Raw genomic sequence first — 15,002 nt, 5'->3', positions numbered from 1 at the left:
AGTGGACATCCGACCAAGAGTGACCCAAGCGGGAATTGCTGGACGTTTTGTCAAGCGTGCACCTATGCTCCACGCACGCTGGCCTTGGTCAGGAGATGAACCATTCGGCGTTGGGAACAGCCCGTTCTTCGACGCAATGCACTCTCCCTCGCGGGTTCGAACTCGTCCCCGACCTCATGAAATGGGGTATCATCGTGCAGACGCGGAACCCAAAATACGAGAGAGCGAATGCCCGCCGCTACTCATTTGTCTGTTGCGATGAAGCTTTGTGGCAACCCGTCGATTAACCCGCAGCGCTGGCGTCCGGAGTTGAGCCGATGAGCGGTTCCATGCCTCCTGCGCTGGATCTCTGCCGTGGCCTTCTGGCGTATTCCGCACCCGGAGTACCGGTTGCTGTGCCACATGCGGCCCTCGCCGAATTAGTTGCGATGGCGTCAGCCGGCACGACAGCTCCAAAGGCTGCAGAAGAGCCGCTGCAGAGGCTTCATGACGTAGCGGCACTAGGGCTCCGCTACAACCGAGCTCCGGCAACGGTACGCCAATGGTTCCATGATGGTCTGTTCGGACCACCGCAGGCGCGCCGGTTCCGCGGCCGCGGTTATGTGGCATCCGACGACGCAGTCCGAGACTTCGAAGCTCGTACGGGGCTCGGGCCCGTTCGCGTCGAGTCGGGTATCCCTGACTCCATGAACAAAGCCGCAGATCCTGCGGAGACAGGAACTCAGACGCCGGGCTCTGCCGAAAGCGCGAAAGGCGCGGCGACCTCGCGGACACTGAAACGCAGCAGCGCGGCACGAGAGGCCGATGAGCGTCAGCAATCAACCAAGCGGATCGAACACCGGACTCACAAGGCAGCTCCTGCACGGGGAAGGATTGGCGACCAGATCAGGGCGATCGGCACTAAGCAGCATTCGCCATAGGCCCGACAGGTCCTGATGCATGATGCTTAAGTGGTTACCTGCGAACCGAGGGTTTGGCTGCGGGAACGGAGCAGCAGGCCCGCCCGAAACGTTTCGTGGTTCCCATATAGCCAACATTTCCATTTGTGGGCACAGTGTCCGCCAACACCGGATCAAGCATCTCACACGAATGGACCGGAGCCATGAAGCCCGGACACGCGCCCCTTGGCCGGGCGAGGTGCGCGTCGAGCGGTGGCTCCTGGTCCCCTTGGAGCGCATCCCGGCCCGTTCCCCCCTCGGGCAGATCCGCTTCGAAAAGGTGAACGACCGGCTGACATCCCTGCGTCAGCCGGTCGTTCACCCTCATCCGTTCCCGCGGCCGCTCTTCCGGCGCGCGCAACTCCGCGCGCGCCAAGTCCAGCCACCGCTCGCCCTCCAGCCTGCGCCGGCGCGCTCGGTGGATTCCGTCCCTGAGCTCGCGCAGCCGCTAATCCTCTCTTTGGTTTCATCGATTCGAGCGACCTACTCAGCCGGGTCGGCTCAGTACTCGTTGCCCGTCTACGCTTCGTCACAGCGCAGCCGGTGAACCGCCTCCGAATCACTGCCGCTGCGGACTGTTACGATACCTGACCAACCTTACACCATCTCTCCAAAACACCGTTTTGGGCACTGTTTCGGCGGTAGACCTCCCGGTATCTCCGCGATATGGCGAAGATTACCCTGTGAGGCATCTGGGTGACCAGCAGGTTCTCGACCTCCGCCTGCACCAGGGCCGGTAGATCGGCCTCCCCGCCACGCCCCCCCCGGGCCGAGCACCGCAGCACAGCCTCCTCGTCCCGGTCGTTGGCGTACCGCAGCAACGGAGGTAGGAGCGCCTCGCCGCCCGAAGGCTTGCGCCCGCCGCATTTCGAGTGCCATGCGGGAGCTCCCGCCCCAACCCGCAATGGGCCGAAGTTGGCCTTATGAGCGGGGTTGCGAAATCCTTGATTTCCGCGCATGGACGCAGATGAACGCCTCTGGACGCCTGCGCAGTACACCGAACAGTACACCACAGCACGGGAGGAAATATCCAATCCTGGGTTCGGACGTACTGAGACGTTCCAGCGCTCCTGGAGTACACTGAAGGCGATGGTTATCCTGGTCACCTCCAAGCGTTAGAGTCGTGGGTGGTTTGTTCTGCGACAGCGGTGAGAGTGATGCGCGACGGCCCCCGATTGGAGCAGATGCCGCTTTGAGGTGAGACAAGCTTCTTCCGTTCAGCGGAACCGTGTGCTCGACGTTCGCCGGCTCCAAGCTCATGGTCGGCGGGTCGAAATAGATTGGCTACCGGGGTACCTGATCCCCGCTGGGGTGGATAGCCAGCCCTTGCCGCTACTCGGACTCAAGCCCCATCTTTCACAAGCTCGATCCCCCCATCCAATTCCGCAGATCGCGAGCTCCGCTCCCACGTTCGTGCGCGTTCTCACATAAGGTTGCCGTGAAAGCTGACATCCTCAAACGGCTCCTGCAGGCGCACGCGGAGGCTGATGATCCCAGCTTCCGCAAAGCTGCGATCCAGCTTGCCGCAGCCGAGAGCGCGGCGGGGCACACGCGCGTTGCGGCCGAGTTGCGAGAGATCATTCAGCGACTCCCGGCCGTCGAACGCGGACGGAGTCCTGCGACGGACATTGCCGCTCCCCGTGGCGAACTTGCCGGCCTACTGGCCGGCGGCCACTGTGAGGAGCGGCTGAAGGACATCGTTCTCCCCCCCGAATCGCATGCGCGCCTTCTCCGCGTTCTCAGCGAGAACCGGGCGCGCTCGGAACTGCAGAGCTGGGGCGTCGGTCCGAGTCGCCGTCTCTTGTTCCATGGGCCGCCCGGATGCGGGAAGACGCTAGCCGCCAGTGTTCTCGCGGGGGAACTGGGCGTGCCGCTGATGACAGTGCGCTTCGACGGGCTCTTCTCCCGGTTTCTAGGCGCCACGGCAAGTCATCTGAAAGTGATTTTCGATGAAATGCCGCGTCGTCCGGCCGTCTATCTCTTCGATGAGTTTGACGCAGTTGGGAAATCCCGCGGCGACGGCCAAGAAGTTGGCGAGGTCCGGCGGGTCGTGACGTCGTTCCTCCAACTGATGGATGCGGACCGAAGCGGAAGCGTGATCATCGCGGCCACAAACTACGCAGAGCTCCTGGACCACGCCGTCTTTCGACGCTTCGACGTCCTGATCCCGTTTGCCCTTCCAGACCGGGACCAGGTCATCCGGCTGTTGTCGCTCCGCCTGAAGGCATTCAAGACGTCCTCAAAGCTGCTGCAGCAGCTGGCCGCGAAGACGGAGGGATTGAGCTTCGCCGATGTTTCCCGGGCTTGTGACGACGCGATTCGCTCGATGATTCTGAGCGGCCGCAAGGAACTGACGAAAGCGGACATGACGGACGCCTTTGAGGTCGCGGCCCACCGGAACCGGGAACTGCGTTTTGATTCACTCGGAAGATAACCAATTCAATGGCCGAGGGTGACCGACTGAGGCTTCTCCGCGGACGGGTGGCCCGGGAGGAATTCTTTCAAGCACCACAGCGGGGCGGAGGCGAACGCCCTCCCGTCCCGGCTCGTGACGCACCCCGCCATTCGGCCGAGCTCGCCGCCCAACTGGACGCAATCGTCAATCAGACGTCCGCCCGCCCGCCGGATGCTCGGGATCCGGAAGCGACCCGGGAGATCGTGGCCTTTCGTGCCGAGCCCGAGTTCAATCTGGCTGCCGGGAGCCTTGCCGACCGGCGGTCGGACGCGCGCCTCGTGTCCGACGACCGCGCCTCTGGTATTGTGCTCGTAGATGTACCCCACCCTGATCTCGAGTACTTCCGCCGAAAGCTCGAAGCCTACTCCGAGGAGCCGGCTGAAGGGACGCGACGCTCGAACGAACGGGGCATCGCTCCCGTTCGGGAGATCGCGCTTGCCACGGGCAACGATCGCGCAGGCCCGCGGCTCCGGGCCAACCGGCCGGGTTTGGAGGAGGTTCGCTGGTTTGAGGTCGCTTGCCGCGGGGGTGAGCGCGTGGAGACGGCGGAGACCGACGGCTCACGCCGGCAGATCGTCCGTGCCATGGCCCGCATCGGTCAAACGGCGCCGCGGGAATTTCTCGGCACTGAACGGATCGTCTTCTTCTTGCGCCTTCGCCTCAGCGAACTCCGGGACCTTCTCGCCGCAACGGACTGCATCTACGAGTTCGACTTGGCCACGCCCGACGTGCGGGATTGGTTGATGGTGAACGATCCGAACTTCCCCGTCCGGGAGCTGCGCGGATTCCGCTGGTCCACTCCCCGGCCGGATGCCCCCGCCGTCGTCACCTTGGATACCGGCGTAGTTTCTGAACACCCGATGCTTTCGGCGGCCATTCTGTCCCGGGACAGCGTCGTCCCGGGAATGCCATCCGCCGAGGATGAGCACGGTCATGGAACCATGATGGCCGGCATCGCACTCTTCGACGATGTCGGCCATGCCGCGGAGCGAAACGAAGCGGCCGGGACGCACTGGCTGCAGAGCGTGAAAGTAATCCAGACGGACGGGGCAGGCGCTGCGCGGGAAGAAAATCGTCCGTTCTGGCCCGCGATCACCCGTGCGGCGGTGGAACTCGCGGACGCATATGACGTGCGGGCGCGCGTGTTCGCGCTCGCAACGACCGCCCCTCTCTGGGATCCGGCAGCGCCGACTTGGTGGAGCCATGCGGTCGATCGCCTCGCGTTCGCCGGTGGTCGCGGCCGGGTGATCTGCACCTCGATTGGCAATGTCGACGAGGTGAACCCCGCCTTGGTGCAAGGCTATCCGCACCTGAACCTAGAGCACCGCCTGGAGGACCCCGCGCATGCGGCGAATGCGCTGACCATTGGCGCGTACACGGGGAAGTCGGAGATTCCGCCGGACCGTCTCTATGCGGGTGCCCGCTGCGTTGCTCCGGAGGGCGGGGTCGCGCCCTGCACCCGCGCGGGACTTATCCATCCGCGGGGAGACGCGATCAAGCCCGAGGTCGTCTTCGAGGGCGGCAACTACGTCGAGGACGGCGGGATGGTTGCCACCGACCTGGATTCGTTGGGTAGCCTAACCACCGGGCGCAGGTTTCTCCAAAGCCCGCTGGTCACGCATCGGGAAACGAGTCTCGCAACGGCGAACGCGGCCCGTTTCGCTGCGCAATTGTGGGAAGCGAACCCGGACCTACGTCCGGAAACCATCCGCGGGCTAGTCGTGCACTCCGCGTCTTGGACGCCCCAAATGGTCAGGCAGCTTCCCAACCGCGACGAACGACTGGCGCTCTGCGGGTACGGGGTTCCCGATTTCCGCTTCGCCGCATCTTGCGCGCGCGAACGAGCGACGGTCGTTGTGGAAGATCGCCTGCCAAGCGCGGTTCGGAACGAGACACCTGGCGAACCCCGCTTCCGCCGGACGATGAAGCTGTTCCGGCTCCCCGTACCAGACGGGCTCTTGCTGGACACCCCCGAGGCCGAACTTCGCGTCACGCTGTCGTACTTCCCGGAGCCGAACAAGCTCGCCCGGACCCAGTACCGCGGACTGGACCTACGGTGGGAGATGCAAGGACCCACAGAGACCGAGGACGAGTTCCATAGCCGGGTCAACGTGCTCAGCCGTGGTGGCGCCCCGCGGCCGCGGGCGGGCGGGGGCTTCCCGTGGATGATCGGGAAGCAGCGCCGAAGCAAGGGTACGGTGCAGAGCGATCGGTGGACCGGACCGGGATCGTACCTCGCAGGTTCCAAGTGGTTGGCGGTCTACCCCGTCTTGGGCTGGTGGGAACGCCGCGGCCTGCGGTACGTGGAGATGCCTTTTTCCCTTATCGTCACCGTCCGCGTGGGAGCGGGCATTGACGTCTACACCCCCATCGAAACCGCCATCAACGTCGAGGTCCAGGTGCCCGCGATCTGAACCGGGCACGCCCCCAGATCCTCTGCAACGCAGCTCGGCCGCCGTGAAAGTATCACGGCGGCCGAGCTGCGTTAGGGTTAACCAGTTCCAAGCCTCGGTTTGCCGCTCGTCAGGCCGTCCCGCTCTGAGCCACCCAGCGTTGCATCGGTTCTGAACCACTCCGCTCGGCGAGACAACCGTCTGTAATCACGGCCAGCGCACTTGGCTAAAGCCCAATTGCGAAGCGCGAAGTTACTCCACCAGCGACGAGCGCCCGATGCATTCAGTGGGTGATTGTTTCCGCTTGTAGACAAAGTGGCCAAGGAACACCAGGGAATCCCGCTTCCTCCCTGACGGCGTGCTCCACTGGTAAAGAGCTATGTCGAGTTCTGGGGCCCACTATGCGGACGAACTACGTCCAGACGCAGCTGACTGGTTCTGCCAAATAGACGAATGGGTCCCAGAACCAAACGGATGTCCGTGTACCGTGAGGCCAGATTCAGACAACTCCGTCGTCCGTCCGGGCCAGTTTTCAATCCGGGTCGCAGGAGGGTCACTGGCCGCCTGGTCCTTCGATTCCTTCTCGGAACGTGCGAGCAACCATTTGGATGCTCTGGAGATGACCGATCGCTGCCCCGATCCGGTCCCCGCCGGACATTCGCGCGGCACCGAGCACCCGCTCCCGGCTCTCGGGTGGAAGCGATTCGAGATTCTTCTGCACCGCCCGTTCGAGTCGGCTCGCTTCGCGGCTGGGATGCGGGGGTGCGACCCGGCTTCGGTCCAGATCCTCCCGCGTGCGATTGATCCCGCTCGTGCCGAGGATTCGCGCCTCCTCGTGATCCAGTGCGGCACGGACGTTCTTTGCACCCTGGACCGGCGGCCCGCTCTCCGGCTCGAACCGGCTCCATTTCCCCAGATCACCTTCGTAGTACCCGATGGTCTCCACCCGCTTTGCGAGGCGTTCGAGGACCTCCGCCTCCGCTTCGCGGTCCCGCCGAGGAAAGATCCCGAACCGGGGACTCGCCGCGATCGGCTTCAAATCGCCCTTCAACAGCGCTCCCGAGCGAATACGTTCGGCCGTGCGAACGGGTCCGTCCCGGGCGAGATCAGCTTCAATCCGCTTCACGGCGCTATTTCCTTCGCGGCAGGCAGCTGACACTTCCTCCCGCATTGCCGTCCGCGCCCGAGGAAGGTTCTGCTCCGCCACATCGAGGTGAGCGCGATGATCTTGGATTCCGTGCAGCCGCGATTCCGCCTCCTGCCACTCACGCGCTTTCGCCCTTGCATCGGCGTACGCCGCGATCTGGTCGTACGCGAGCTGCTCGTCTACCGTCAGCGGCTCCCTGAACTTTGGTTGGGGCGAATCCCATCCGCGGTCCACGGCGTTCGGTGGAGGCTCCGCCGAAGGCGCCTGCATCACCTGCTCGATCTCCTTGTCCGTGGGCACCTGCAGCGGCGGCGCGGTATGGTCCAGCGACAGCCATCGCTCAACATCGAGGGCCACCCCCTCACGCAGAACGTTCTGGGCCCGCTCCCGCGCCGGTGCTCCAATGGCCTGTTTCGCGGCTCCATAATGGGTGAAGTCGCGCTCCAGGTTCCGCCGTACGGCTTCTGCACCCTCCAAGTGCGCATCGTAGCGCATGGACCGGAGAGCCGCCGTGGGATCTTCATACAGTCCGCGAGCTACATGTTGAAGCTGCGCTCGCGCGTTGATCCGTTCGTCCAAGGGACCGGTACTCACGTCACCCTCCAACGGGAGAGAACAGTCGGGGCTGGGCGCTTCTTGTACCCCTCCCATTCGGTCCGGGACCGGTCCCGGCCGCAGGCGGCGGGGTACTATCGCACGCTCGGAAAACTGTCCTCCGGTTCGGTGGAGAGGGCTGATTGGCCCACGGACATCCATGAGAGAAGCAGACTCGCATTCGATTGCTGGCTCACGCTCACAGTCAGTGCGCGGGCCCGCAGTGTTGCGGCCGTGGCAGCGGGAAGCGGTCCAATGCTGGGACTCAGCCGGACGCCCCGCTGACTATCTGGCCGAAGCCACACCGGGCGCCGGCAAGACCCACTTCGCGCTCCACCTTGCCCGGCGGGAGCTGGAAAGCCGCGCAGCCGGGTCGGTAAGCCTCATCTGCCCCACCACCCATCTACGGAGCCAGTGGCAGGCGGCGGCTCATCGTGCAGGAATCGAGGTGTGTACCGAGATCGCGGGATCCTATCTGGACCGCGCGTACCAGGGTGCCGCACTCACCTATCAGCAGGTGGTTGCTGAGCCGTCCCGCTACCGCCGCAGCCTCGGCGGCGGGTTTGCCGTGCTAGACGAATGCCACCACATGGGCGAGGGCAAGAGTTGGGCAGACGCCTTAAACGAGGCGTTCGGGGGAGCGAGTCACAGGCTGTCCCTGTCAGGGACAGCCTTTCGGAGCGACGGGTGCAGAATCCCGTTCGTTCGTTACGACGAGAACGGCGTCTCCATCGCGGACTACCGCTACGGGTACGCCGAGGCCCTGAGGGATTGCGTGGTCCGGCCAGTGTACTTCGTGAGCTTCGGAGGTGAGACGATCTGGTACCGGGGCGGCAGGAAGATGCAGGCGGAGTTTGGGCAAGCCCTCTCCCGCGAAGACGCGGCCGCGCGACTCCGTACGGCGCTGGATCCCGCCGGGGGGTGGATGGCGCACGTACTCCGCCGAGCACATCAACGGCTCACCAGTATCCGACACCACGGTCACGACGATGCCGGCGGGCTGGTCGTCTGCATGGACCAGACTCACGCTCGCCGGGTCGCCGAGCTCCTCCGGCGACTGACCGGGAGCACGCCGGCCATGGCTCTGTCCGACGACCCACATGCCTCAGCCGTGATCGCGGAATATGCTGGCGGACGGAAAGAGTGGATCGTGGCGGTTCGGCAGGTAAGCGAGGGAACGGACATTCCCCGGCTCCGCGTGGGCCTCTGGGCCACCAACACGACTACGGAACTCTTCTTCCGGCAGGTGGTGGGGCGCCTCGTGCGAGTCGTCCCCGGGCTACTCGAGCAGGACGCCTACCTTTATCTGCCGGCCGACCCTCAACTCCTCCGTCATGCCCGGAGCTTGGCGGAGGAGCGGTCTCATTCCATTCCGGGTCCGCAGGGCGAGGAGAACGATCTCCCGCGCGTTCCCGCGGCACCCACTACCGAGCCGGACTTTCGTGCGCTCGGTTCGACAGCGGGTGAGGGCGAAGTCGTGGCTGGAAGTCATGTGATCGCTCCCGCGGAGCTGACGCGAGCAGTCCAGATCGCGGGAAGCTGCGGCCTTGCCTTAACCGACCCCCTGCCCTTTGCTCTCGCTCTCCGCGAAGCGGCGCACGGCGGCGCAACATGTGACCTACCAGTCGAGGCGATCCGGCGTGGCCTCCGAAGCTTCCTTTCTCGACGCGTAAGAGAATTCTGCGCAAGAAGCGGCTCGTCACACAAGGAAGCGTACGCACGCCTGAAACGCCAGACCGGCAAGCCGGTCAGTCGGCTAAACGAGGCTGCGCTCTGCCGCCACGTTCAGACGGTGAACGGGTGGATCGAGCGTCATTGCGGTTCGGCGTCCGAACCCGAGCAGACAGCCAACTCAGCATAGGGCCGGAGTGGTACGTCCACCCCTGCCCTTCAGCGCCGGCGCAGATCACCGCGCGCACCGCGCACGATTGTCCAGGACGACTGTAGGAACATGGCCGCGATCTCTCCGGCGACCATGAGGTGGGCCAGGCAGAGCGCTTCAGCGCACTACGGTTGCAGGGTGTTGCTCTCGGCGTCGGCCTGGTACAAGAGCACCGTGATTCCTTGGTCCACACATTGCTCGCGTGCCGCGGTCCGCAGCCCGGCATTGTATGGAGACTGTATCCCAGCGGAGGCAAGATGGGGAGTGCCGATCGGATAGGCCGAAGGATTCTGTACGGTGTAGCCGTTCTGACTGCCAGCGGCCCCTACCTGATGGACTGGAACCGCACGCACTTGCTGAACCCGCAGTGGACCGCCCACGCGCGATTCCATGACGCGATGACGATCGCGCTGGGCACTGGCCTCGGCGCTCTGGCACTCCGCGCCTTGTTGCAAGCGGAGCCGGACGTTGAACAGGCCGCTCTCCTCACCGCCCTTTTCTGGGGCTCGCAGGGTGCCGCATACGCCTTTCCCGGTACCGACGGGGCCGCAGCCGACGTCCCGGAGCTTGCCGGCCGTCTGGGGATCTCACCTCGCGCCGAGATGGTGTCGAGCGCGGGGATGCTGGCCGTCATCGGAGTGGGGTACCTGCTCGCACGCCAGCAACGCTCATCGTGAACGCCCTGCCGCAGCGACGGCACCTTCTACCCGCGGTCGCAGATCACCGCACCGCACGGTTCACGACTGATTGACGGTCCCGTAATCGGTCGAACCCGGAGTTCAGATCAATCCTCAGCAGGTGCCCACCCCGGCACCTGCGCGTCGTAGCGAGCCCGCGCCCCATCGATCGCGGGGAGGTTGGCCTGCGACCATTCGACGAGTTGGCCGACGATGCCGCGGAGCGTCATCGCGAGCGGCGTGAGGGCGTACTCGACGCGTGGGGGCATTTCGGGATACATCGCCCGCGAGACCAGCCCATCCCGCTCCAGGCTCCGCAGCGTCACCGTCAGCATCCGCTGGCTGATCCCCTCGACGCAGCGCTTCAACTCGCCAAACCGCAGCGTCCCCGCCTCACCGAGAACGTGGATGATGTAGACCGACCACTTGTCTCCCACCCGCGCGAGGACCTCGTGGGCACGGCAGCCAAGGGGCTCGTGCGCGCGTGTGAGTTGCGGCGCCGCGCGCTGCGGAACCACGGGAGGCGTACTGGTGATGCTCATGGTTCCCTCCATGTGACTGGGGCACGTTGGCGTGCGTTCTTCCACGCGTCCCCAAACCTTCATAGTTTTCGTTCAGTTCCTTTTAGGAACCGACTACGATCCCGGAACCAACGCACGGTGGGAATATGGCATCGAACGCGCCCATGATGAAGGCCGTCGTCCTCCCCGACTTCGACTCGGCGCCGGAGCTCCGGCGGATCCCCGTGCCCGAGCCGGTCGAAGGAGAGGTGCGGGTCCGCGTGCACGCCGCCTCCATCAACGGCTTCGACGTCTCGGTCGCCGCCGGCCGGGCCAAGGGGATGATGGAGCACCGATTCCCTGTGGTCCTCGGGAAGGACTTTGCGGGAACGGTCGAATCCGTCGGGGCCGGGGTGGCCGCTTTCTCGGCGGGCGACCGCGTCTTCGGCGTGGTCACCAAGCCGTATCTCGGCGACGGCTCCCTGGGCGAGTTCGTCACCGTGCCGGTGGCGGTCGGCATCGCCCGGCTGCCCGACACGATCAGCTTCGAGACCGGCGGTGCGCTCGGCCTCGCGGGCACGACCGCCCGCCTCGCGGTGGATGCCGCCGAGTTGTCGGCGGGACAGACCGTGCTCATCGCGGGCGCCACGGGCGGCGTCGGCACCATCGCCGTGCAACTCGCGGCACAGGCCGGCGCACGCGTGATCGCGACCGCGCACGGCGACGAAGAGCGGCGCCTGGTTTCCGACCTCGGCGCGGCCGAGGTGGTCGACTACCGGGAGGACCTCAGAGCGCAGATCCGTGCGGTGCACCCCGAGGGCATCGACACGGTGCTGCACTTCGCGGGCGACCCGGGCGCGGTGCTGCCCCTCGTCCGCGCCGGCGGCCGGCTGGCCTCCACGCTGATCATGTCGGCGGACCAGATCCCGAGCGGCACGGTCACGGTGAAGGCCATCTACGCCGTCCCCGCGGCCGAGCTGCTGGACGGCTTGGCGGACGCGGTGGCGAGCGCGAGCCTCACGATCCCCGTCCAGCGCGCGTATGCGCTCGAGGAGGTTCCGGCGGCCCTGCGCGACTTCGCGCGGGGCGTGCTCGGCAAGCTCGCCATCACGGTGCGCTGATCCACAGCCCAAAGAAAACCATGGCGACAACATTCACACAGCCGCTGCGGGTTGCGGTGTTCGGGGCGACCGGCAAGATCGGCCAGCACGTGGTCAACCAGCTTCTTGCCGCCGGCCACTCCGTGACCGCCTACGTCCGGAACGCCGCCAAGCTCACCACCGTCCACCCGGACCTGAACATCGTGGAAGGGGAACTCGACCAGCCGCCCGCCATCACCCGCGCGCTCGAGGGTGCCGACGCGGTGATCAGCGCGCTGGGGCCGGCGCTGCGGCGGGGAGCGGCCGGCACCCCGGTCACCAACGGCACCCGCAACATCGTCGACGCGATGAGGGCCGCCGGCGTCCACCGCTACATCGGCCTGGCCACCCCCGCCGTCGCCGACCCGCGCGATCGGCCGACCCTGCAGGCGAAGCTCTTCCGGCTGATGCCGCGGCTGGCGTTTCCCAACGCCCTCGTGGAGATCGACGGAATGACCAGGGCGGTGACCAGCTCGGACCTCGACTGGACGATCGCGCGCATCATCAGTCCGAACGACCGCCCGGCCACGGGGGTCATCCGGTCCGGGTTCCTCGGACGGGACAAGGTCGGCACGGCGATGTCCCGCGCCGACATCGCCGCCTTCCTCGTCAGCCAGCTCACAACCGAACGGTACCGCCGCATGGCGCCCGTGATCAGCAACTGAAACGATGACCCAGGAATCCGGGAAGGCGTTCGAGCTTGGCGTCTACACGTTCGGCAACACACCCCGAACCGCGGACGGCGGCTCCGGCAGCACCGCACAGGCGATCCGCGACGCGCTCGAAGCAGTGCACCTCGCCGAGGAGGTCGGCCTCGACTTCTTCGGCTTCGGCGAGCACCACACGCGCTCGATGCCGATTTCCTCACCGACGTCGCTCGTCAACGCCGCGGCTGCGTCGACCCGCAGGATCAAGCTCGGCACCACGGTCACGGTCCTGTCCACCGACGAGCCCGTCCGGGTGTTTCAGCAGCTGGCGACGGCGGCGGCCATCGCGCCCGGCCGCATCGAGGTCGTGGCCGGCCGCGGATCGTCCGCGATCACCTTTCCGATCTTCGATTTCGAAGAGCGCGACTACGACGTGCTCTTCAGTTCCAAGCTCGAGTTGCTGCTCGCGCTCAACCGCGACGATCGCGTGACTTGGAGCGGCGCGCACCGGCGCCGCCCGCTCGAAGACGTGCTCATCGTCCCCCGTCCGGAGCAGCCGCTGCGGATCTGGCTGGGAACCGGCGGCAGCCCGGAGTCGGTGATGCGCGCCGTCGAGCTCGGGGTGCCCATGTTCCTCGGCATCCTGGGCGGGACCCCGGAGCACTGGGCGCAATACGGCCGCGCCTACCGCGCGGCCTGGACCGAGGCGGGCCACCCCGCGGATGCGGCGGCCGTCGCCGTGGCGGTGCACGGGTTCGTCGGCGAGAACGATCGCGAGGCGAAGGCAACGTATCTCGAACACGAACTCCGGATGTTCCAGACGGGTTCGGCGGAGATCGGGCGCCCGGGACGGGCACCGGCGGGGCGGGGGCGCGACATGGAGCGGGGCGGGATGGTGTTCGCCGGCGGACCGGACGAGGTCGCCGAGCGCATCCTTCACCTGCATGACCTCCTCGGCCACTCGCGGCAGATCCTGCAGATGGACGTCGGGGGCATGCCGCACGCCACCTTTCTCAAGAGCATCGAGCTGCTCGGCACCCGGGTCCTCCCGCTGGTCCGCAAAGCGCTCGAAGGGCGATGATGCAGGTCGCCCGCTCCTGCGGACCACACGATCGGTGCACTGAAATCCTTCAACCACGTCGACGGACACGATCATGCCCGCTGTCACGCTGAACGTACCCGCTCGCCGGAGCCGCGCGCTCCATGTCACGCTCTGGATCGTCCAGGTGCTCCTGGCGGTCTTCTTCCTGATGGCCGGCGCCAATCACGGCCTGAAGCCAATCGCCGAGGCCGCACAGTCGTCGCCGTGGATCACGGGTGTTCCCGTGTGGCTCGCCCGCTTCATCGGGTTCGCGGAGCTCGCCGGGGCCGTCGGCCTCGTACTTCCCGCGGCCACGCGGGTGATGCCGTGGCTCACGCCGCTGGCGGCGGCCGGTCTGGCCGTGATCATGGCGCTTGCGGTGCCCTTCCACGTGACGCGCGGCGAGGCCGGCGTCATCGCCTTCAACATCATCCCCGCGCTGCTCGCCGCCTTCGTGGCGTGGGGACGCACCACGCGGGTGCCGATCGCGCCGCGGTCATCACGCGCCTGACCAACACACACCTGCACGAAAGAGAGACTCAGATGCGGATCGGAATCAGCGGCGCCAGCGGGCAGCTCGGCGCATCCACGGTAGCGGAACTGGTTCGCCGGGGCGGGCACGAGGTCGTCGGGATCACGCGGTCGCCGGAGCGGGTCACCGCCCCCGTCGAGGGACGCCTGGGCGACTACGACCGGCCGGAGACGCTCGCCGCCGCCTACGAGGGGCTGGACCGGCTGCTGCTCATCCCGAGTTCGGAGATGGGCCCCGGCCGGCGCGCGAGCCAGTCGCTGGCCGCCATCGACGCGGCGGTCGCGGCTGGCGTCGGGCACATCGTGCTCATGTCGTCTGCGGGCACGCGCGCGGCGGAGGAGCCGGACATCTACGCGTCGTACTGGGCCGCCGAGCAGCGGTTGATCCGGACCGCGCCGCGCTGGACGATCCTGCGCATGAATTACTATGCCGAGTCGTTCCTGCAGGAGGCGCAGATGTCGCTCGCCGGAGGCGTGCTGACCGGCCTGGGCGAGAATCGCGTGGCGTTCGTCTCACGCGAGGACGTGGCCGCGGCTGCGGCCGGCGTCCTGACGAGCGAAGGCCACGCAGGTGCGATATACAACGCGACCGGGCCGGAGAGCCTCACGGGCGCGGAGCGGGCCGCTCTGGTGGCTGAGGCGTCGGGGCAGCCGTTCTCGTTCCTGATGCTGCCCGAGGCCGTGCTCCGCCAGGGGTTGGAGGGGGCGGGGCTGCCGGGTGCAATCGTCGGAACGATCCTGTCCATCCAGGAGAAGTTCGTGCAGGGCGGCTTCGACATCGTTACCGGCGACGTCGAGCGCCTGGCGGGGCGGAAGCCACGGGCGCTTCGGGAGCTTGTTGCGGGTGCGTTCGGGGGGCGCTGAAGCCTCACCGGGGGATGCGGGTCGCGCTCACACCAGTCGCCCGCTGTGTTCGTGGTGGGCGATGAGGCCCCTTGGCGCTTCTCGGGCCGGGGCGTGCCAGCCTGCATTGGTCCAGCACGAGAACAACGTATACCCGGCTGGATGGCCAGCCGGG

Annotated in this window: 11 protein-coding genes; 9 read left to right on the top strand and 2 right to left on the bottom strand. The window is 66.5% G+C overall.

What is annotated here, in order from left to right; all coding sequences use genetic code 11:
• Positions 1–2,376 precede the first annotated feature (2,376 nt).
• Both HNQ61_RS29545 and HNQ61_RS10065 read left to right on the top strand, forming a co-directional pair.
• Positions 2,377–3,372: an AAA family ATPase gene (locus tag HNQ61_RS29545; RefSeq protein ID WP_170035817.1), complete on the top strand. Its 996-nt coding sequence runs from the start codon at positions 2,377–2,379 to the stop codon at positions 3,370–3,372.
• A gap of 224 nt (positions 3,373–3,596) precedes the next feature.
• A complete protein-coding gene (locus HNQ61_RS10065; RefSeq protein WP_170035816.1) occupies positions 3,597–5,807 on the top strand; it encodes a S8 family serine peptidase in 2,211 nt (736 codons plus the stop codon).
• A 532-nt stretch (positions 5,808–6,339) separates the two neighbouring features.
• Here the strand turns inward: HNQ61_RS10065 and HNQ61_RS10060 are convergent.
• Complete coding sequence (locus tag HNQ61_RS10060) at positions 6,340–7,428, bottom strand: hypothetical protein (protein WP_170035815.1); 1,089 nt, start codon at positions 7,426–7,428, stop codon at positions 6,340–6,342.
• Between the two features lie 259 nt (positions 7,429–7,687).
• Here HNQ61_RS10060 and HNQ61_RS10055 point away from each other — a divergent pair, with 259 nt between their 5' ends.
• Positions 7,688–9,388, top strand: coding sequence for a DEAD/DEAH box helicase (locus tag HNQ61_RS10055; RefSeq protein WP_170035814.1), 1,701 nt, complete (start codon positions 7,688–7,690; stop codon positions 9,386–9,388).
• A gap of 278 nt (positions 9,389–9,666) precedes the next feature.
• Positions 9,667–10,086, top strand: a complete 420-nt coding sequence (locus tag HNQ61_RS10050; protein ID WP_338088113.1) for a DUF6640 family protein — start codon at positions 9,667–9,669, stop codon at positions 10,084–10,086.
• Positions 10,087–10,193: 107 nt separating this feature from the next.
• On the opposite strand, the gene HNQ61_RS10045 is transcribed toward HNQ61_RS10050, so the two are convergent.
• Positions 10,194–10,628 (bottom strand): winged helix-turn-helix transcriptional regulator, encoded by a 435-nt coding sequence (locus HNQ61_RS10045; protein WP_170035812.1) that lies wholly within the window; start codon positions 10,626–10,628, stop codon positions 10,194–10,196.
• A 143-nt stretch (positions 10,629–10,771) separates the two neighbouring features.
• Here HNQ61_RS10045 and HNQ61_RS10040 point away from each other — a divergent pair, with 143 nt between their 5' ends.
• From HNQ61_RS10040 to HNQ61_RS10020, 5 genes are all read left to right on the top strand, one after another.
• Positions 10,772–11,707 (top strand): NADP-dependent oxidoreductase, encoded by a 936-nt coding sequence (locus HNQ61_RS10040; RefSeq protein ID WP_205761696.1) that lies wholly within the window; start codon positions 10,772–10,774, stop codon positions 11,705–11,707.
• A gap of 20 nt (positions 11,708–11,727) precedes the next feature.
• On the top strand, positions 11,728–12,390 hold the full coding sequence (locus tag HNQ61_RS10035; protein WP_205761694.1) for an NAD(P)-dependent oxidoreductase: 663 nt from the start codon (positions 11,728–11,730) through the stop codon (positions 12,388–12,390).
• Positions 12,391–12,394: 4 nt separating this feature from the next.
• Positions 12,395–13,453 (top strand): LLM class flavin-dependent oxidoreductase, encoded by a 1,059-nt coding sequence (locus tag HNQ61_RS10030; RefSeq protein WP_170035811.1) that lies wholly within the window; start codon positions 12,395–12,397, stop codon positions 13,451–13,453.
• Positions 13,454–13,526: 73 nt separating this feature from the next.
• Positions 13,527–13,964, top strand: a complete 438-nt coding sequence (locus HNQ61_RS10025) for a DoxX family protein (protein WP_170035810.1) — start codon at positions 13,527–13,529, stop codon at positions 13,962–13,964.
• A gap of 32 nt (positions 13,965–13,996) precedes the next feature.
• A complete protein-coding gene (locus tag HNQ61_RS10020; RefSeq protein WP_170035809.1) occupies positions 13,997–14,848 on the top strand; it encodes an SDR family oxidoreductase in 852 nt (283 codons plus the stop codon).
• Positions 14,849–15,002: the final 154 nt, after the last annotated feature.

Source organism: Longimicrobium terrae, assembly GCF_014202995.1.
Lineage (GTDB): Bacteria > Gemmatimonadota > Gemmatimonadetes > Longimicrobiales > Longimicrobiaceae > Longimicrobium > Longimicrobium terrae.
The sequence above is the reverse complement of the archived record's forward strand: the minus strand, read 5'-3'. Positions and strand labels throughout refer to the sequence as shown.